General features: G+C 61.4%; 11 protein-coding genes. 6 read left to right on the top strand and 5 right to left on the bottom strand.

Annotation, left to right across the window (positions count from 1 at the left end):
* The first annotated feature begins 34 nt into the window (after positions 1-34).
* From VFE81_RS24685 to VFE81_RS24670, 4 genes are all read left to right on the top strand, one after another.
* Positions 35-5,098, top strand: a complete 5,064-nt coding sequence (locus tag VFE81_RS24685) for a non-ribosomal peptide synthetase (RefSeq protein WP_325047087.1) — start codon at positions 35-37, stop codon at positions 5,096-5,098.
* A 78-nt stretch (positions 5,099-5,176) separates the two neighbouring features.
* The gene (locus VFE81_RS24680; protein ID WP_325047086.1) at positions 5,177-6,547 is read left to right on the top strand and encodes a lysine N(6)-hydroxylase/L-ornithine N(5)-oxygenase family protein; all 1,371 of its coding nucleotides are present in this window, start codon (positions 5,177-5,179) and stop codon (positions 6,545-6,547) included.
* A 45-nt stretch (positions 6,548-6,592) separates the two neighbouring features.
* The gene (locus VFE81_RS24675) at positions 6,593-8,827 is read left to right on the top strand and encodes a TonB-dependent siderophore receptor (protein WP_325047085.1); all 2,235 of its coding nucleotides are present in this window, start codon (positions 6,593-6,595) and stop codon (positions 8,825-8,827) included.
* A gap of 98 nt (positions 8,828-8,925) precedes the next feature.
* Entirely contained in the window at positions 8,926-9,771 is an 846-nt protein-coding gene (locus VFE81_RS24670) for a N(5)-hydroxyornithine transformylase PvdF (protein WP_325047084.1), read from the top strand.
* Positions 9,772-10,139: 368 nt separating this feature from the next.
* On the opposite strand, the gene VFE81_RS24665 is transcribed toward VFE81_RS24670, so the two are convergent.
* On the bottom strand, positions 10,140-11,690 hold the full coding sequence (locus tag VFE81_RS24665; RefSeq protein WP_325047089.1) for an MFS transporter: 1,551 nt from the start codon (positions 11,688-11,690) through the stop codon (positions 10,140-10,142).
* 268 nt (positions 11,691-11,958) lie between these two features.
* Here VFE81_RS24665 and VFE81_RS24660 point away from each other — a divergent pair, with 268 nt between their 5' ends.
* The gene (locus VFE81_RS24660; RefSeq protein ID WP_325047083.1) at positions 11,959-12,894 is read left to right on the top strand and encodes a LysR family transcriptional regulator; all 936 of its coding nucleotides are present in this window, start codon (positions 11,959-11,961) and stop codon (positions 12,892-12,894) included.
* On the opposite strand, the gene VFE81_RS24655 is transcribed toward VFE81_RS24660, so the two are convergent.
* Positions 12,895-15,087: a TonB-dependent siderophore receptor gene (locus VFE81_RS24655; protein WP_325047082.1), complete on the bottom strand. Its 2,193-nt coding sequence runs from the start codon at positions 15,085-15,087 to the stop codon at positions 12,895-12,897.
* 409 nt (positions 15,088-15,496) lie between these two features.
* On the opposite strand from VFE81_RS24655, the gene VFE81_RS24650 reads away from it, so the two are divergent.
* Complete coding sequence (locus VFE81_RS24650; RefSeq protein ID WP_325047081.1) at positions 15,497-17,725, top strand: NADP-dependent isocitrate dehydrogenase; 2,229 nt, start codon at positions 15,497-15,499, stop codon at positions 17,723-17,725.
* 170 nt (positions 17,726-17,895) lie between these two features.
* Here VFE81_RS24650 and VFE81_RS24645 read toward each other — a convergent pair whose 3' ends face one another.
* The 3 genes from VFE81_RS24645 to VFE81_RS24635 form a co-directional block, all read right to left on the bottom strand.
* Positions 17,896-18,123, bottom strand: a complete 228-nt coding sequence (locus VFE81_RS24645; protein ID WP_325047080.1) for a hypothetical protein — start codon at positions 18,121-18,123, stop codon at positions 17,896-17,898.
* Between the two features lie 408 nt (positions 18,124-18,531).
* Positions 18,532-19,338: an alpha/beta hydrolase gene (locus tag VFE81_RS24640; RefSeq protein WP_325047079.1), complete on the bottom strand. Its 807-nt coding sequence runs from the start codon at positions 19,336-19,338 to the stop codon at positions 18,532-18,534.
* Positions 19,339-19,521: 183 nt separating this feature from the next.
* On the bottom strand, positions 19,522-20,916 hold the full coding sequence (locus VFE81_RS24635; RefSeq protein WP_325047078.1) for an MFS transporter: 1,395 nt from the start codon (positions 20,914-20,916) through the stop codon (positions 19,522-19,524).
* Between the last annotated feature and the right edge of the window lie 112 nt (positions 20,917-21,028).

Genomic DNA, 21,028 nt, shown 5'->3' with positions numbered 1-21,028 from the left:
CGCCGACCAGCACTGAGCACTGAGACAACCCAGCATGACGACAGCCAAACCGGACCTGCTTTCTCTCGCGACACGTTTCGCGCTTTTGCCGGACGCGCAGCGCAAGGCTTTTCTCACGAAGCTCGACGCAGCCGGCATCGATTTTCGCGTGCTGCCGATTCCACCGCGAGCCGAGCGGACCGCGAGCGTGCCGGCTTCGTTCGCGCAAACGCGTCTGTGGCTGCATGCACGCATGATCGACGAGCCGGCCGCGTATCACATCACCGAACGTCTGCGGCTCGACGGCGCGCTCGACGCGAATGCACTGCGTCTTTCATGCGATGCACTGATCGCTCGCCATGAGGCGTTGCGTACCACCTTCACCGAGCGCGCGGACGGCGTGTTGCAGACTGTGCATGGGCCGTCGCGCTGCCCGTGGCATGCGAGCGACGTGAGCACGCTGCCCGCGCGTGAGCGCGAGACGCGCGCGGCTGCCATCGCGCGAGCGGATGAAGCGCAGGCCTTCGATCTGTCACTCGGCACACTGATGCGCGCGCATTTGATCCGGCTCGACGCGACGACGCACTGGCTCGCGCTGACGACGCATCACATCGTGTCGGACGGCTGGTCCGCGGACGTGATGCTCGCGGAGTTGGCGTCGTTCTATCACGCGTATGCGAAGAGTGAAGCTGTGTCGCTGGCGCCGTTGCCGATCCAGTACGCGGACTACGCGCTGTGGCAGCGCCGCTGGCTCGATGCGGGCGAACGTGAGCGTCAGCTGGAATTCTGGCGCGCCAGGCTGGATGCGAGCCGCGACGTGCTGATGCTGCCGGGGGCCGCACCGCGTCCGGCGCAACGGAGTGCGCGTGGCGCGCGGCACCGGTTCGCGCTGGTTGCCGCGCTCGTCAGGCAGGTCAAGGCGCTCGCCAATGCTCAGCGCGCAACGCCGTTCGCGGTGCTGCTTGCGGCACTCAGCGCCGTGCTCGCGCGCTCATCGGGCGAAGCGCAGATTCAGATCGGCGTGCCGGCTTCGAATCGAGAGCGTGGCGAAGTGGCCGGCCTCGTCGGCTTCTTCGTGAACACGTTGACGCTCGCGACGCCTGTTGCCGCAACGCAATCATTCGCTGCGCTAGTCGATGCGACCCAGCAAATGCTTATCGACGCTCAATCGCATCAGGATGTGCCGTTCGAACAGGTGGTCGAAGCGCTTGGTGTGGTGCGCAGCGCGAGCCACCATCCCCTGTTTCAGGTGATGGCGGCTTATGGTGCGCGTCGCCGTTTGCCTTCGCTTGCCGGCGTTCGCATGACGGAGTTGCCATCAGGGGCACCGTTCGCCAAGTTCGATCTGACGCTGAGCTTCGAGGAACGGGACGACGGCTCCGTCGATGCTTACTTCATCTACGCGCTGGATCTCTTCGAGGCAGATGCGGTTGAGCGACTGGCTGCGCGTTTCATCGAATTGCTGTCGAATGCAACGGGCGCACCCGGGACGGCGGTCGGCGATCTGCAATGGCTGCCCGAAGGCGAACGTGCGCAACTGGATGCATGGAACAGCACGGCAGTCCATCATCAGGAAGCCTTCAGACCGGTTCACCAGCGCGTGGCCGATCATGCGCATGCACGGCCGGATGCACGCGGCGTAGCGGATCTCGAACGCTCGCTCACACGCGGCGAAGTGGACGCGCGCGCGACGCGGCTTGCACAGCAGCTCGTGGCAGCCGGTGTGAGCGCGGAGATGCGCGTCGGGGTGGCGCTGGGCCGGTCGGTCGATCTGCTGGTCGGCCTGATTGCCGCGCTGAAATCCGGTGGCGCGTTCGTGCCGCTCGACCGGAGCCATCCGCGCGAGCGCCTCGCACAGATTCTCGATGACGCGCAGATTACCCATGTCATTACCGAGCGCGCCAGTCTGGGCGCGCTGCCGGTGTCGGATCGCTTGCGCCTGTGGTTGATCGACGAAGAGCCGCAGCATGAGGATCTATCGTCTGTGCCGATCGCGTTGCCGGCCGTCTCGCCGCATCAGGCGGCCTATGTGATCTACACCTCGGGCTCGACCGGCAAGCCGAAAGGCGTCGTGGTCGATCATGGTTCGTTCGCGTTGCACTGTGCAGCGATTGCCGAGCGTTACGGCGCGGGCGAAAGCGACGTCTTCCTGTTGTTCCAGTCGGTCAATTTCGACGGTGCCCACGAGGGCTGGTTCTCGCAGTACATGTCTGGCGCCGCGATAGCCATCACCGCCGACACACTGTGGCCACCCGCGCAAACCTGCCGGATGATGGTGCGCGAAGGCGTGACCATGACCTACGTGCCGCCTGGCTGCGCCACGCAGCTCGCCGAATGGGCACTCGCACACGGTGCACCGCCGACTTTACGTTCGCTGACGGTAGGCGGCGAGGCGACTTCGCGTGAAGCCTTCGCGCTGATGCGTCGCGCGTTTCCGAACGCACGCATCGTCAACGGTTACGGGCCGACTGAGACCGTCATCACGCCGATGCTGTGGATGTTCTATCCCACCGACGATGTCGCGAAGCTCGCCGACAGTGCGTATCTGCCGATCGGGACGCTGGTCGGCGCTCGATCCGCTCATGTGCTCGATGCCCGCCTGAATCCGCTGCCGGTCGGTGTGATCGGCGAGTTGTATCTGGGCGGCGAGGGCGTGGGCGTCGCACGCGGTTATCTCGACCGGCCCGCGCTCACCGCGGAGCGCTTTGTGCCTGATCCGTTCGGTGCGCCGGGCGCGCGTCTCTATCGCACGGGTGATCTGGTGAAGCGGCGCGCGGACGGTGTATTCGACTTTATCGGCCGTGTTGACCATCAGGTGAAGCTGCGCGGCTTGCGTATCGAGCTGGGCGAAATCGAGGCGCAACTCGCCGCGCATGACGATGTGCGCGAAGCCGTGGCGATCGTGCACGGCAAGGGAACGCAAGCGGCGTTGGTGGCGTATGTCGACTTGAGCGCCGAAGCGCGCGAACGCAACACGCGGGCGGACGCCGCCGAACTCGACGCGCATTTACGTCACACGTTGCCTGATTACATGGTGCCCGCGCATATCGTCGTGCTCGATGCATTGCCGCGTAATGCGAACAGCAAGGTGGACCGCGCTGCATTGCCGGAGCCGCAGCGCGTCGCGCGGGCCTATCAGGCGCCTGGCGCCGGTCTCGAAACGGCGCTCGCCCTGATTTTCCGGGAGGTGCTGGGCGTGGAGCGCGTCGGTCGTGGCGATCACTTTTTCGAACTCGGCGGGCATTCGCTCGCGGCAGTGCGTGTGGCGACGCGCGTAGCCGAACGGCTTGCACGCGATGTGCCGGTGCGCACGCTCTTCGAAGCACCGATCCTGGCTCACTACGCGCAACGGGTGCTGGCTGCGGCGCGGAGTGAGACGGTGGTTGAAGTGAATACCGAGTCAGGGTCGCATTCAGGCTTCGCGAGTGGGTCGGCGAAACCGCGCGTGTTTGCGGGAGCGCCAGACGTGTTGCCGCTGTCGGCCGCGCAATTGAGCCTGTGGTTCTTCTGGCGTGCGCAGCCGGAAAGCGCGGCCTACAACATTCCCGTCGCACTGCGTCTGCGCGGACCGCTCGATGTCGATGCATTGCGTGAAGCGTTTGCCGGGGCCTCCGCACGGCATCCGGCGTTGCGCATGCGTCTCGTCGAGCGGAAAGGGGATTTGCCGGGCCAACGGATTGCAGCGATGGCGCCTTTCGAACTGCCGGTGATCGATCTGCTTTCGCTCGAAACGGCAGGCACCGCGGATAACGTAGACAGTGCGCGCGCGGCCGCAGCGGTTACGCTCACCGACGAAGATGCGCTGACGCCATTCGACCTGCTCGACGACGCGCCGCTTTGGCGCGTGCGGCTATTGCGTTTCGGCGAACACGATCATGTGTTGTCGCTGGTCGTGCATCACATCGTGTCGGATGGACAGTCGATCGACCTGTGGCTTGACGAGGTCCGCACGATCTATGTGGCGATCGTGCGCGGTGCATCGCCCGCGGCTTCGAGCCCGTCGTCGCCGTTGCCTCACGCGCTGGTCCTGCCAGTCGCGGCACCGCGCGCGCGCCTGTCCTTCTGGCGCGAGGTGCTTGCCGACGCGCCCGCGCACGTTTTACCTGCGCCCCCGTCGGGCCGATCCGCAGCGCCAAGCTGGTCCGCAGGCCGCCTGGCGTTCGAATTTTCCCCGGACGTTGTGCGACGTGCCCGCGCGATGGCGCTTGAAGTCCACGCATCGCTGCCGATGCTGCTGCACGCCGCGCTAAACGTCGCGTTCTATCGTGCAACCGGCGCGACCGATCAGCCGGTCGGCGTTCTGGCATCGACACGTGAATTGACGGGCGAGACCGCACGCCGCGCGCTCGGGCTCTTCATTAACGCGGTAGTTGTGCGCACCCGGCTCGCAGAAACACACACGCCAGCCACGCTGCTGGCTGAAGTCCGCGACGTGGCCCTCGCGGCCTATTCGCATGCGGACACACCCTTCGCCGATGTAGTCGCGGCAGTGCGCGCGCCGCGCCCGCAACCCGGTAATCCGCTGTTCTCGGTGATGTTCAACTATCTGCGCCCCGCGGGCGCAGCGGAGCGTGACTGGGCGGGTCTCACGCTCGCCGATTTCAACGACGTCCGGCATCGCGTCGTGTTCGAACTGGAACTCGACGTGGTCGAGCATCCGGATGGCCGCGTGACGGGTGCGTTTTCGTATGCGGATGAACTGGTCGACGGCCGGTTCGTCGAGGCGTTGACGGCTGACTATCTGGACGTGGTGCAGCAGTTCGTCGATGAACCGCATGAAGCGCTCGGCACGTCGCGAGCGCGGTTTGCACTTGCAACACGTGCCGTTACTTCAGGCATGAATGCTCCCGGCGCACTTCACACTGAAGCAACCCGATTCGCTAAGGCGCTCGATCGCGTCTGGAGCGATCTCTTCGAAGGCAACACGCCGGCACATCACGACGATCTATTCGAAGCCGGTGCGACTTCGTTCGACGTGGTGCGCTTTGTCGACGCCGCGCAAGCAGCCGGTCATGCACTCTCGATTGCCGATGTGTTCGCCGCGCCGAGCTTCGCCGGCCTGGGCGCGCGGATCGTTGCAGGGGCATCGACCGTTGTCGAGGTACGGGATGCCGGTTAAAGCTCACGTCACGCGACAAACATTTTTCTCCGGCCAGCGTACCTTGCGCGCCGGCTCACACCGATAAGGACCTGCGACATGCACAGAGACACCGTATTTGATCTGATCGGCATCGGCTTCGGGCCGTCGAATCTGGCGCTTGCCGTGCGCCTCGCCGAAGAGGCCGGCGTATCCGACCTCGCGCATTGCTTTATCGAGCGGCAACCCGAGTTCGGCTGGCATCGCGGCATGCTGCTCGACGATTGCCGGATGCAGATTTCCTTCCTCAAGGATCTCGTTACGTTGCGCGATCCGAAGAGCCGCTTCACGTTCATCAACTATCTATTCGAGCGGGGACGTCTGGCGGATTTCGTGAATCTGAAGAGTTTCTATCCGACACGTGTCGAGTTTCACGATTACCTCAGTTGGGTAGCGGCGTCTTTTGATGACCGCGCGCACTACGGCCAGACAGTGATCGGTATCGAAGCGGTCAAATCTGCCGGTAACGTGAACGAAGTCGAAGCGCTGCGCGTGTTTTCGCGCGACGAAGAGGGCCGCGAGTGGCAGCGCGTGACGCGTGCACTGTCGGTTGGCATCGGTGGCGGTGCTCAGGTGCCGGAGGCTTTCGCCGCACTCGGTTCGCACAATATCGTGCACTCGTCGAAGTATCTGACGTCGATCGACCGCGTGGTGGGTGATGCCGGCGGCCCGCGCAAACGCGTGGCGGTGATCGGTGCCGGGCAGAGCGCGGCGGAAGTGTTCGTCGATCTGACGCGCCGCTTTCCGCACGTCGACGCGAGTCTCGTGATCCGTTCGAGTGCGCTCAAGCCCGCGGACGACAGTCCGTTCGTCAACGAGATTTTCAGCCCGGCGTTTACCGACATTGTCTACGCCCAGCCGAGAGACGGCCGCCGTTCGCTGATCGACCGCTTTCGCGACACCAACTATGCCGTGGTCGATCGTCCGCTGATCGAGCAGATCTACGAAATCCTCTATATGCAGAATGTTGCGGCAGAGCCGCGCCATCGCTTGCTCGCGAACACGGGCATCGAGACAGCGGTGCGCACGGCGGGCGGTCAGATCGAACTCACGCTGCGTGACCGCTTGAACGGTCACGCGCGTGCCGAGCAATTCGATGCGCTTGTGCTGGCGACGGGGTATCGCCGCGACACGCATTTCGAACTGCTCGAAGGCCTGGCGCCGCATCTGGGCGATGCGCTCGCGCAGGGCAACGTCGAACGCGATTACCGGCTTGCCACGCCCACGGGTTTCAAGCCACGCATTTACCTGCAAGGCTGCTGTGAAGACAGCCACGGGCTTTCCGACACGCTGCTGTCGGTTCTCGCGCTGCGCTCAGACGAAATCGTCGCGTCGCTCGCTCGCCACACATCACAAGACCGGTTGGCCAGCCGGACCACACAAACAGAAGAAAACGGGACGAGCAAGGGCCGCATGGCCTTCGCTCTTTAATAAAGCGCGGCCAATTGGCCGCATAACAACCTGGAGCATCGAGAGATGGAGTGGGCAATAGGCAAGCGTCGGCGTGCGATCGCAGCCGCGGCAAGCATGGCGTTTTACGCGGCGGCAGCCGGGCATGCGCAGGCGCAGCAGGTATCTCAAGCTGCTGCACAGCCAGCGGGCGACGCACTGCAAACCAACACAACACAACAGGACGCAACGCCTGCCAATACGCTGCCTTCGATCAGCGTCAAAGGGGCGGCTGAGAGCGAGCCGACGGTGGGCCTCGTCGCCCGCCGCAGCAGCACGGGCACCAAGACCGACACTGCGCTGAAGGAAATTCCGCAGACGATCAACGTCGTGACCGCACAGCAGATCGAGCAAACCGGCGCGACCTCCATCAATGAGGCCTTGCGCTACATTCCGGGTTTTTCGACGTATGGCGCGGACGTGCGCTCCGACTGGTATTCGGTGTTGCGCGGCTTTACACCGACCGTCTTCGTCGATGGTCTGCAGGTGCCCAATACGCTCAATCTTTCGAGCTGGCGTGTCGATCCGTACATGATCGACAGCATCACGGTGCTGCGCGGGCCGACTTCTGTGCTTTACGGGCAGGGCGATCCAGGCGCGATCATCGACGTGCAGAGCAAGCTCGCGAACGGCGAGCGCACGCGTGAAGTCGAAATGCAGTTGGGCGACTACGCGCGCAAGCAAGTGGCTTTCGATGTGGGCGACAAGATCGATAAGGACGGCACGCTGTCGTATCGTTTTGTCGGCGTGGGACGTGACGGCAATTCGCAGACCGGGCCGAATCCAGAGCAGCGGGTGGCGATCGCGCCTTCGGTGAAGTGGCAGCCGAATGCGAAGACCTCGCTGACCGTGGAGGCGAGTTATCTGCAGGATTGGGGCGACGCGTCGAATAACTTTCTGCCGGCGCAAGGCACGATTTTGCCGAATCCGAACGGCAAGATTTCGCCGGACCTCTATACGGGCGATCCAGCGTTTTCTCACTACCGCAAGAAGCAGTGGTCGGTGGGTTATCAGTTCGAATACAAACTCGATCCGGTCTGGACGTTCCGTCAGAACACACGCCTGATGCACCTCTCGCTCGATCAGGGGCAGGTATTCGGCGGCGGTCTTGACCCGGTGGACCCGACCGAGGCGTCGCTGCTGCGCTACGTCGGCTTGTATCAGCTGAACTACAGCCGCTTCGACGTCGACAATCAGGCATTGGCCAAATTCCGCACCGGCCCGCTCGACCATACGGTGCTGCTCGGCTTCGAATATAACCGGCAGTCGACAACCGATAGCGAGGCGATGGCGACCGGGCCGAGCCTGAATATGTACAACCCGGTGTATACGCCGATCACCAACGCGATCTTCGGCGGCCCCGACGCGTTTCCTCGCACCGATACGAAATCGACGCTCAATTCGTTCGGCGTGTACGCGCAGGATCAGATCAAGTGGCAGCGCTGGGTGTTGACGCTCGGCGGTCGCCAGGACTGGAGCGATACCACGCAGAATGATCTCGCGGGCGGCACACGCCTCACGCAGAACGATCATGCGTTCTCGGGACGCGTCGGGCTCGTCTATCTCGGCGATTTCGGGCTTTCGCCGTACATCAGCTATTCGACCTCGTTCAATCCGCTTGTCGGCGTGAAGATTGCGGGCGGCGGCATCGCCGAGCCGACCAAGGGTAAGCAGATCGAAGCGGGTGTGCGCTGGCAACCGGCCGGGAAGAATCTGATGCTGAATGCCGCGGTCTATCAGATCAATCAGACCAACGTCGTCACGCCCGATCTCGCGCTCGACCCGACTGGCAGTACTTCAGTGCAGACGGGCGAAGTACGCTCGCGCGGCATCGAGTTGAGCGGGGTGGGTAACGTCACGCGTAATTTCTCGGTGATTGCCGCGTACGTGTATCAGGACGTCAAAAACATCAAGGCCGGGGACGACACGCTGGGTAAGTGGCCCGTTGATATTCCACGACCGCGTCAGATGGCTTCGCTGTGGGGCGACTGGACGTGGCACGTCGGGCCACTGGCGGGCTTGGGACTCGGCGGCGGCATTCGTTATCAAAGCGGCGCAGCGGGCGCCGCCGACAACTCGCTGTACGTACCGAGCTACACCGTATTCGACGCGGCGATTCACTACGAAATGCGCAATTGGCGCTTCGCTGTTAATGGGCAGAACATTTTCAATCGCCGGTTCGTGAGCGGTTGCCAGTCAGTGAATACCTGCTTCTATGGGAATCCGCGCACGGTGATCGCTACGGCGAGGTACGACTGGTAAGGCAAGGGTGTTCGGATCGCTGTTGTGAGGTTATGTGCTGTCCGAACACCCATTGTTTTGATCTTATTCGCAACTATTGATACTCATTCGATCCGACTATGCCGAAGAAAAAGCTCGTTTACATCTGGTCTCTGAGAAACGCAGCCGCTGACAGAGCGGGGCAGGAAGTCGCGTACAAAGGCGGCACGCGTTATATGAAATCGGTGCTGGAATCGCTCGTGGAAGCACTCAATGACACCGAACTCGGTGAGCAGTACTCGTTGGAGAAGGTGATCTACGACGATGATGCGGGATCCGCGTTGGACCGCGAGAAGCTGAAAGAGTATGGGTTCTCGTATGAGCCGGGCAAGCGGTGGTTCTATCCGCCGAATTTGCTTGTTCAGGGTAAGGCTGTAAACGATCTGTTGCTTGCTATTCCTTCGACTTATCGGCGTGAGCCGCTTGGCGCGGCGGGGCGTGCGGCGGGTAAGAGCCGGTTTGAAAAGCATCTGCTCGATACGCTTGTTGAGCTTAAGGCCGATATTGTTGTGCTGGATGGGTTGTTGATTATTCTCGATGAGTTGGTGCGGCCGGGGGCGCCGTTCTATCGCAAGATTGTGAATATTCATCCGGGGGTGACGCGAGCGGAATCGCCTTATGAGCGGCGTGGGGCGTATGCGACACTGGATGCTTTGTATGGGGCGCGTGGCAAGAAGGTGATCGACTGGAAGACGATGGAAACTGTGGAGGTGGCGCCGCTTTATCTTACCGGGGCTTCGTTTCATTACGTCGATAATGGGATCGATTCGGGTGAAGTGATTCATGATGTGCTGAGCACCGAGATCGATAAGGACGATTCTATTTTGGAATTGCGCTGGAATAATTTTAATCGCAGCCTGTTCCCTGCGTTGAATGAGGGGCTTGCTATGTTGGCTGCTGCGCAGGATGCTCGGGTTGAGGTTTGATGTTCAATAGGTTGGGTTTTGTCTGTTTGCCTATGGTGTTGGCCTTTCCTTGAATTCTTATTGGTTTATTAGCGTCGCCCCTGTGCGGGGCAAGCACCTACTTTTCTTTGCCTGCCGCAAAGAAAAGTAGGCAAAAGAAAGCGGCTCACACCGCGAGCTTATAAGCGGGGCCCTCGCGCAGTTGCAGTAGTGGTGCATCTGGAATCTGTGTTCGCGCACACTTCGCGTTAGTGACAAGGCAGTCATACTTCCGGCGGCGCTGCGCGCGCCGAAGAGCATTTCTCAACACCGATTTCGGTAGAAGCGAAAGTACTGTTTTTATGCGAATGCACACACGGGCTGCATTGCGGCCCGCGTGTTTCTGCGGTTCAGCACGAGTCGCATTGAATGGACTGTCCTGCTGGCGCCGTCTCTACTTTTTTCAGTCTCCTCGAAGCACTTCCCGATACCACGAAGCTGAGCACCGCGAGTACCCATACTCCCACGCCGCCGTATAGCATCACCCAGCCGAAGCCATCAATCAGTGCCGCGTGAACGGCTGTCCCCGCGGGATCGATCTGCGCCAACGCCGGGATTCCTGCTCTGACTGCCTGGACATCTCCCGCGGCGATCTTCTCCGCCAGATGGCCGAGTGGCGCGGTGTCGAACGTCGACGGAAGTTTCGACTTCAGACTGAACAGGATGCCCGCCACCAGGATCACGCCCATCAACGCAATGTTGATCGCAAGCGTAATCATTCGTGCACTCATGTCGATGCCGGAGGCCATGCCCGCGCGCTCGGCGGGAACCGCGCCGGTCGTCGTGTTGGTGACGGGTGTGTTGGTCAAGCCGAGGCCGGCGCCGGCGAGTACGCAGCCTGGCAGCATGGCCAGCACGCCCGGATGCGCGGCATGACTGCCGTATCGCATCAGGATGAAGCCGAGGCCGATCGTAAAGAGCCCAACAGGGATGGCGATTCCCGAGCCATAACGCAACGCAAGCCGTTCACCAAGCGGCGGAAATAGCAACGTCGGCAGCGTATATGCGAGTAACGCCAATCCCGCGCTCACGCTGTCGTAGCCGAGGCCGATCTGGAAATAGATCGGCAAATAAATCATGAACGGCCAAAAGCTGAAATTCATGCCCGCGGAACCCATCAGCGCGCCGGAAAACTGCGGAATCCTGAAGACCGAAAAATCGAACATGGGGCGGGCGCTGCGTTGCTCCGCCCAGAGAAAGGCTGCAAAGGCCATTAGCGTCGCCACGACGATGATGATCGCGCGCGGACTCGTCAAGCCCATGCCAGATCCCTGCGTGATGAAGTAAACGAGGCCGAATACTGCCAGCGAGAGCGTGACGATGCCAGCAATGTCGAGCGTATGCGCCTGCGGATCGCGCGACTCCTGCACGCCGCTGAAGACGAACATCAATGTAATGGCGGCGAGTAGCGCGTGCACCCAGAAGACCCATTGCCAACCCGACAGCGCAACGATCATTCCGCCGATGATCGGCCCAAAACCAAGCCCAATGCCGAGGATAATGCCCCACGTGCTGAACGCGCGAGCGCGCTCAGGTCCCTCGCTGAACTGGTGCGAAAGGACGGCCACCTGGCATATCAACATCACGCCGCCGCTCGCGCCTTGCAACAGACGCGCGACGATCAGCGTCGGTACGCTCTGCGCAAATCCGCAAATCAATGACGTGATACCGAATAACGCAATTCCGATGACGAATATCCGTCTGCGGCCGTATCGGTCCGCAAGCGTGCCCGTCGCCATCAGCACGGTCGTTACTGCGAGCGTGTAGGCGTTCATGATCCATTGCATGCCCTTGAAGTCGCCATGCAAAAGTCGTTCGAGTGTGGGCAGGATCACCGGCACGCTGGAGATTTCCAGGCCGAACATCAATGAAGACAGGCAAACGGCGGCCAGCGCCAGCATGTTCTTCGGTATGGGGAAGGGGCTGGCCGCCTGCGCGGCCGGCGTCTTACGCGAAGTCAATGGGCGTTCTGTCGCAGCGGCCGCCTGGGGTTGCCTGTCGCGCCCTAGCGGAGCGATCCGATACCTGGGATACCTGGACATAGAAATTCACCTCAATAGTCGATGGCCTTAGCCACCATGGACTGTGTAATATAGTGGGAATTTAGGTCCCGATTGACGCGAATTAATCCCAGAAATGCGTCCTATGAGGAACCAATTAGGTGAAGTGATGAGCGACATCCTGGATGGTGTGACGACGTTCGTGCGCGTCGTGGAGGCGGGCAGTTTTGCGTTGGCCGCGGAACGCTTGAACCTGACGCGCTCGGCCGTCGGGAAAGTGATCGTCCGGCTCGAAAAGCGTCTCGGTGTGCGCCTGCTCAATCGCACGACGCGCAGTCAAAGTCTCACGGAAGACGGGCAAGCCTATTACGACCGCTGCGTGCGCGCGCTCGCTGAACTCGAGGCCGCGGAAGCCGATCTCGACTCAGGCCGGCGTGAACCCAAAGGGCGTTTGCGGGTGAGCGTGCCGCAGGCCTTCGGTCATCATTGTGTGGCGCCGGTGCTGCTTCGGCTTGCGCGCAGGCATCCGCAATTGAGGATCGATATTTCGATTAGCGATCGTTTCGTAGACATGGTGGAAGAAGGGTTCGACCTCGTTGTGCGAATCGGTCCGCTGGTCGACAGCGTCAGCCTCGCCGCGCGAAAACTCGGTATGCAGTATGCGAGTATTGGCGCCGCCCCTTCCTATCTGGCGCGGCATGGGACGCCGGGCAACGTGAACGAATTGCGCGGGCACGTCGGTGTCGCTTACTTGAGGGCAGGGACCGCTGACCCGTGGGATGTACTCGACGTCGATGGGCAAATCCGTCGCGCGGATGTTCGGCCGCAGCTTGCTTTCGACGACATGCAGGGAATTGTCGATGCCGCGATTGCCGGGTTCGGCCTCGCCTGGTTGCCGAGCTGGCTGCTGGCTCGCTATGCGGAAACGGGCGAACTGGTGACGGTGATGGAGAACTGCTTTCGGCCTTCTCAGGAGATCCATGTGGTGTGGCCGAAAAGTCGATATCTGCCTTTGAAAACGCGCTGCGCGATCGACGCGCTGGTTGCGGAGATTCCCGCTATGCTGGGTGCGCCTGCCGCAGGCGCACCCCATTGTGCGTCGTGACTAGAATTGCAACGTGGCGCTAGCCACGGCAGTCCGCGTTGGCGAAGGCGCCACGTAGTAGCCCCACGCTGTGGTCCAGTAACGGCGGTTGAACAGATTGTTGATCCCCGCCCGGAACGTCACATCCTTTCCAGCAATCTTGGTCTCGTACCGGCCGCTCAAATCGTAGGTGACATAAGCCGGCACGAACTGCGTATTAGCCGCGTCGACCGCCTGGTTGCCGACATACTTCCCACCAAACGCCAGCGTCAGTGGACGCAGATACGACGGGTTGTATTCGATACGACCGGTCACGGTGAATCTCGGTGCCCCATACACGCGCTTGCCTTCAACACTTGCGTCGTCCACATCGACTGCCTTCGTATCGAGCCACATTAGGCCACCCATCACGCGCCATTCGTTGGTCAGCGCAAGCCAGCCGCTTGCATCGACGCCGGTATAGCGCTTCGTGCCGTCCTGCACGAAGATGTTGGCCGAGTTCGTATAGTTGTAGCCCTGATCGACGCGGAACAGCGCGAGATTGGCGCCCCACTTGCTGTGGTCCGTCTTGAAGCCGATTTCGTACTGCTTGCTCTTCAGCGGGCCGAACGTAGAAGGGTAGTTGAGGTTTGTGTTCGATGCCGCGCCACCCTGTTCCAGCGATTCGACGTAACTCGCGTACACCGTGGAATACGGATCGGTCTTGAACATCAGCGCGAAGGTCGGCGTGACCGGGTCCGCGCTGTATTGCGACGATACGGCGCCGCTCGGGTCGTACACGTGCTCGCGGTATTGCGTGTAACGCACGCCGACCAGCGCGGACAGACGCGACGTGAACTGCACCGTGTCGCTGGCGTACACGGCGGCCTGCGTGGTGCGCTGCTGACGGTATAGTTCCGAACCGATGCTGACTTCGTCGTTGGTCAACAGCGTGCTGTTATACAGATTGCCATTGCCGAGGAAGTAGCCGTTGTTCCAGCCTTCGCTGTTGCTGTACTCGCTGGTTTGCGTCTCGAAGCCCGCGCCGATCACGACGTCATGCTTGATGCTGCCGGTGTTGAATTTGCCCTGCACCATTGCGTCGACGTTCTGGTAGAAGTAACGCGTCATCGCCGCATAGAGCGTGTTCGAGTAATTGCCCGCGTCATCTGTGACATACAGGAAGCTGTCCGAATTGGTGCGGTTTTCCTTGGCAAAGCGGTATTTCACGCTCGCATGCCAGTTTTCGGAGAGGCGGTAATCGAGGCCCGTGCCGAACGAGGCCATTTCGGTCTGGTAGTAATTCTGCGGCTGCGTCAGCGCATGGGTGACGGTGCTTGCGTCGGGAATGCCGAGGCCGCTGCCGAACATCAGGCCGAATAGCGTGCCGTTGGTTTTGCGCTTCTGATAGAAGGCGTCGGCGCTAAAGGTCAGGTCCGGCGTAATGCGGAAGTCGAACGCAAGCGAGGCCACCTGGCGGCGCACGTGACCGTGGTCTTCAGCGGTGTTGCCGTCTTCATTGACGAGGTTCAGGCGGTAGCCGAAACGGTTGTCGTTGCCGAAACGGCCACCCAGATCGACGGCCTCGCTGAACACGCCGGCCGATTTGTAGCCGATCGAAATGCTGCGGTACGGATCGTCGGTCGGGCGTTTCAGCACGTAGTTGACAATGCCGCCCGGCGATCCGAAGCCATACATGAAGCCGGACAGGCCCTTGAGCAATTCGACCTGCTCGAACGGCTCGAGCGAGAGATCGGTGTCCCACGAGGGGAACGTCTGGCCATCCACCTTGACGCTGTTCAACGTGTCGATCGGCATGCCGCGCACGGTGAACATGGAGTTCTCGCTGATCCCGTTTTCGCTGATGCTCGCTACCGCCGGGTCGTACTTGAACAGATCGTTGGCCGTGGCCGCCATCAAGTCCTGCGCCTCGTCGCTCGTCACGACGTGTGTCGAGAACGGTGTGTCCACCTGCTTGCGCGAACCCAGCGCGCCGGCGCTGACCGTGGCGGCCTGCGCCACGGCGCTGTCTTTCGTTGCCGAGACACTCACGGCTGGCAGCGTGGCGGCGGCGTCACTTACCGGCACAGCCTGCGCCCATCCCGATGACGACAGCGTAGACAACGATAAACCGACGCTGACGAAGAGCCCCGCACTGAGTAGCGACGGAGTGCGGCGTTGGCCGCGCATAAACGTTGGCCGCGCTGGGCGGCTGGCGACAAATAGATTCTGCATGTTGTTTGAATTGGGCAGGGTGGCGCCGCCGCGCACCAAAGATGTGCGCAACGGCAGCATTCGAGCGAGTGGTGGTTAAACGGATGGTCCAAACTGCAATGTCGTACGAATGGTAATGCATCTGATTCGCATTAACAATCTATTTTGCATCGTAGGTCATCTATAAGACATCTGTCTTAAGTCTTAGGGTAATGGGCTGTAAGCCTTGAGTGGCGGGGCTCGGCCCCTTTTGGGGCGTGGTGGCGATATGTTTGTTTAGCAGCGCCTGCTGGAAAACGCGCATATACTTCACGGTCGGGCCGTAAAAAGTAGTGCCGTGGGTCGCGCTGCGTTTTTGCTGCTTCGTCGCACCCGCGGGCTCAGCGCCACGAACGCTCTGTCTACCACTTCACTTAGCAAAGCATCAAACATGTCCACATCGCCTAAGATCATCTACACCCTGACCGACGAAGCGCCTGCTCTGGCGACTTACTCGCTGCTGCCGATCGTCAAGGCGTTCACGCGCTCGTCCGACGTGATCGTTGAAACGCGCGATATTTCGCTTGCTGGCCGGATCATCGCTGCATTTCCGGACTACCTGACCGCGGAACAGAAGGGTTCCGACGATCTGGCGGAACTGGGTGGACTCACCACGCGTCCGGAAGCGAACATCGTCAAGCTGCCGAACATCAGCGCTTCGGTGCCGCAACTGAAGGCTGCGATTACCGAGCTGCGCGACCAGGGTTTCAAGCTGCCGCCTTATCCGGACGTAGCGAATACGGACGCTGAAAAAGACGTTAAGGCGCGTTACGACAAGATCAAGGGCAGCGCCGTGAACCCGGTTCTGCGCGAAGGCAATTCGGATCGCCGCGCGCCGTTGTCGGTCAAGAACTATGCACGCAAGCACCCGCACAAGATGGGCGCATGGAGCGCGGATTCGAAGTCGCACGTGTCGCACATGAGCGGCGGCGACTTCTACGGCAGCGAAAAATCGGCGCTGATCGCAGCCGCCGGCGCCGTGAAGATTGAACTGATCGCGGCCGATGGCTCGACGAAAGTCCTGAAGGAAAAGACGGCCATGCAAGCGGGCGAGATCATCGACGCTTCGGTGCTGAGCAAGAACGCGCTGCGCAGCTTCATCGAAGCAGAAATCGCCGATGCGAAGAGCAAGGGCGTGCTGTTCTCGGTGCACCTGAAAGCCACCATGATGAAGGTGTCGGATCCGATCATCTTCGGTCACGTGGTGTCGGTGTTCTACAAAGATGTGCTGACCAAGCACGCTGACGCGCTGGCGCAAGCCGGCTTCAACCCGAACAACGGTATCGGCGATCTGTACGCGCGCCTGAAGGACCTGCCGGAGCAAACGCGTGAAGCGATTGAAGCCGACATCAAGGCGCAGTACGAACAGCGCCCGCAACTGGCCATGGTCAACTCGGACAAGGGCATCACCAGCCTGCACGTGCCGAGCGACGTGATCGTCGACGCTTCCATGCCGGCCATGATTCGCGAGTCGGGCAAGATGTGGGGCGCGGACGGCGCACTGCACGACGCCAAGGCTGTGATACCGGACCGTTGCTACGCCGGCGTCTACCAGGCTGTGATCGAAGACTGCAAGAAGAACGGCGCTTTCGACCCGGTCACGATGGGCACGGTGCCGAACGTCGGCCTGATGGCACAAGCGGCTGAAGAATACGGTTCACACGACAAGACGTTCCAGATCCCGGCAAACGGCGTGGTTCGCGTGACCGACGCAGCCGGTAAGGTGCTGATCGAGCAGGCGGTTGAAGCGGGTGACATCTGGCGCATGTGCCAGACCAAAGATGCGCCGGTCCAGGATTGGGTCAAGCTCGCGGTGAACCGCGCTCGCGCTACCAACACGCCGGCTATTTTCTGGCTGGACGCGGCCCGTGCGCACGACGCCCAGATCATCAGGAAGGTCGAGCAATACCTGAAGGACCACGACACCAGCGGTCTGGATATCCGCGTCATGACGCCGGTCGAAGCGACGAAGTTCTCGATCGAGCGCATCCGCGCCGGCAAGGACACGATTTCGGTCACCGGCAACGTGCTGCGCGACTACCTGACCGACCTGTTCCCGATCATGGAACTGGGCACCAGCGCGAAGATGCTGTCGATCGTCCCGCTGATGGCAGGTGGCGGCATGTTCGAAACGGGCGCTGGCGGTTCGGCGCCGAAGCACGTTCAGCAACTGGTCGAAGAAGGTTTCCTGCGTTGGGATTCGCTTGGCGAATTCCTGGCGTTGGCGGCTTCGCTCGAACACCTGAGCGGCGCGTATCACAACCCGAAGGCGCAGGTTCTGGCCAGGACGCTGGATCAGGCAACGGGCAAGTTCCTCGACAACGACAAGTCGCCGGCGCGCAAGATTGGCGGTATCGACAACCGCGGCAGCCACTTCTACCTGGCCATGTACTGGGCTGAAGCACTCGCCGCGCAAACCGAAGACGCCGCCTTGCAGGCGCAGTTCGCCGGCGTGGCGAAGGCCATGGCCGACAACGAAGCGAAGATCATCGAAGAGCTGGGTGCAGCGCAAGGCAAGCCGGTGGATATCGGCGGTTACTACCGTCCGACTGTCGAACTGACGAGCAAGGCCATGCGCCCGAGCGCTACGCTGAACAAGATCGTGGACGCGATTGCGTAATGCGTTGAATGAGGTGCGCAATGCAGTGCTGTATGAGGCACCGAGGCAGTTGCCAAACGCATTCGAATAGGCAAAGAAGTAAGCAGTAAGCAAGACGATGGCGCTCCTCAGGAGCGCCATCGTCGTTTCTACGGTTTCTACGCGTACGTGAGTGGCGGTCATGCCTGCCCTCACACGTGAACGATTTCCCAATCGCAGAGCTTTTCAGGAATCTCGAGCGTCGACGTGTCCACCTCGGTCAGCTGCGGGCAGGTCAGGCCGCGTGCGACTTCATCGGCGGCCTGTTGCGGGCTGGAAAATTCACCGAGCGTTTCGTTGCCGTAGGTTGCCTCCCAACCACCCTGGCCCGGCAAAATGTAGAACGCTCCCTGGGTCGATCCAAAGCGAAAGCCTTTCATTTTTAGTCTCCCAATTGCCAATTAAAAACCGCGATGCCGTGACGGCTTCATGTACGGGTGGGGGACTCGCTGCGACTGCGTTTTCGTCCCGTCTTTCGCTGCACCCTTTTCGCTGCGTCCTATGAAGCGTCGGCTCTTGTAAAAGAGTCTACGTCAGTGGGTCATGGCGTAAGGGGCTGTTAGACGGTTCATTCGATCAGAAAATATCGTTTAAAAATAAAGACTTGCAACCTACGTTTTACGATGTGCAACGTGGGGCGACATTGCGAAATGGCGAATTTGTGCCACGCACCACGATTTTTTACGAAGCAAGGGCTCATGCCACATCGTGAAATTTTGGCGTTGTGGCCAAATAGTGGGGCGTCATGCATTTGCGGCGGAGCGAAACGTCGTGCGCGATCGCTCCGTTCAGGGAAGAACCCGCTTCAGAAAAGCGAGCATCACGCGATTGAAGTGCGCTGGCCTTTGCAGCGGGGCGAAGTGGCTCACCCCAGGCAGGAGAGTCAACGCCGCGCCGGGGATGCTGCGGGCGAGATATTCGGCGTGTTCCGGTTTGATGAACTCGTCGTGCTCGCTTTGGACGATCGCAACCGGCACGCGAATCCCGGCCAGATCGTGCGCAGAATAGTTGGGCTGGGTTCTCATCATTTCACTGACCGCGCCGACAAATGCGTCGAAGTCGGCGGGTGTCGCGGAGAGTTGCGCATAGTCTTTGGCATGCCGCCCAAAGCAGCGATCGATGATCGGCGTCGGCACGAATTCTGTCGTGCCCGTCGGATCCATGTTGCAGCCGAAGAAAAACACGCCGGCAACCCGTTCCGGGGCCTGGATACCCAGCACCAGCGCGACGCACGCGCCGTCGCTCCAACCCACCATCGCCGCCTGGTCGAGCTGTAGCGTGTCCATCACGGCCAGAACGTCGGAGGCCATCAACTCATACATATAGGGGCGTGCGTCGCGGGTGCTGCGGCCGTGGCCGCGACTGTCGACCGCCACCACGCGATGCCCCGCAGCGACCAGCGCCGGGACCTGATAGCCCCAGTTGCCGCTGTGACCCAGGCCGCCATGCAGCAGGATCACCGGCGCGCCGGTGCCGTATGACGCGTACCAGATGTGCGCGCCTTCGTGCTCCACGTAGCCGTGGTCATTCGAGACCGGCAATGGGGCCGCGCCGTCTGCTTCGAAATGGGTGAGGTCGTCGTCGTGGAATTCCATAACCGGTTCCTTCCTGGTGAGCTCAGCAACCCAAGGATCCACTAGGTTGCCAGCGTCGCCACCAGAAAATCAACCAGGCTACGGATTTTCGCGCTCGGACGGCGGTTGTCTGGCGAGGGCGGTCTATCTGCCCGCGCCCCAAGTCCGAGGAGCGGGCAGACAGGCCGCCTCCGCCAGACACGTTCAATGATTTGTTTGCTCGAGCCCGTGTTGCGCGAGCGCATTCGCGTTGCCGGTCACGGCCGCATTCGACACGCCTCTCCCCGGCGCCGGAAACACCACCAGCATCAACACGACCCCGGCCAGCAGCACCACCGCCAATCCAATCAGCCCATATTGCGCACTGCCGGTCTGCGTCTTGACCCAGCCGACGAACGTCGGACTCACGAAGCCGCCGGTACCACCGAGACTCGTGATCATCGCGATGCCGCCCGCCGCCGACGAGCGCGGCAGGAAGGTTTGCGGAATCGTCCAGAACACCACAAAGGAGCTGTACGACGCGGCCGCCGCCAGCGCCAGCAAACTCACACCGAGCGCGACGTGATGGCCGGCGGCCGGCAGCAGCGCGAACGCCAGCGCGGTCACGCAGGCGCTGCCCGCGATGTGCCAGCGCCGCTCCATGGTCCGGTCGGAACTGGCGCCCACTACATAGGTACCGAGCGCAGCCGCAATGAAGACGAGCGCGGACAGAAGCCCAATGTCCAGCACGTTGGCAACACCCATGTCGCGGATGATGGTCGGCGCCCAGAAGCCGATCGCGTTGAACGGCATCATTACCGCGAAATAGACGAGCGCCGCGAAATACACGCGTGGGTTCGCGAGCGCGCCGCGCAGTCCGTCGAGATGACCGGTTTGCTTGGTCTTCTCATCGGCGGCGAGTTCACGCGACACCAATGCTTTCTCGCGTTCGTCGAGCCAGTTGACGTCTTCCGGCTTGTCGCCGAGCGCGAGGAACGCGACGATCCCGAGCGTCACGGCCGGCACGCCTTCGAGAAGGAACAGCCACTGCCAGCCCGGCAAGCCGCCGACGCCCGCCAGCCGCGTCATGATGAACCCGGACATCGGGCCGCCGATAATGCCCGCCACCGCCGTCGCCATCATCAGGAATGCGGTGACGCGGGCGCGCCGCGCGCCGGGAAACCAGCAGCTCAGATAGTAGATGATGCCGGGGAAGAAGCCCGCTTCGGTCACACCGAGCAGGAAGCGCATTGCGTAGAACTGCGTCGGCGTGCGCACGAACATCATCAGACTCGACACCAGTCCCCACGCGAACATGATGCGCAACAGCGTGCGGCGTGCGCCGACGCGCTGCATCCACAGATTGCTCGGGACTTCGAACAGCACATAGCCGATGAAGAAAAGCCCCGCGCCCAAGCCGTAAGTCGACTCCGAGAAGCCGAGGTCGTGCATGAACTGCAGCTTGGCGAAACTGATGTTGACGCGGTCGATATAGCTGATCACGTAGCAGAGAAACAGCAACGGAATCAGCCGGAAAAAGATCTTGCGGTAAGTGCGTTCGACTTCGACGGGCGTGAGGTCGTCTGTGGTCGATATGCCTGAATGCGAATAGCCGTGCATGATGGTCTCGCGAAGAATGCCAACTGCGGTGAACGTCGCTGTGCGTGTTGCGATGCATGTTGCCACGCGTCGTGCGGTTTTAGCGCGATGGTTAGCGCTATATGTACCGCGG

The sequence above is a fragment of the Paraburkholderia sp. genome, from assembly GCF_035656215.1.
Lineage (GTDB): Bacteria > Pseudomonadota > Gammaproteobacteria > Burkholderiales > Burkholderiaceae > Paraburkholderia.
The sequence above is the reverse complement of the archived record's forward strand: the minus strand, read 5'-3'. Positions and strand labels throughout refer to the sequence as shown.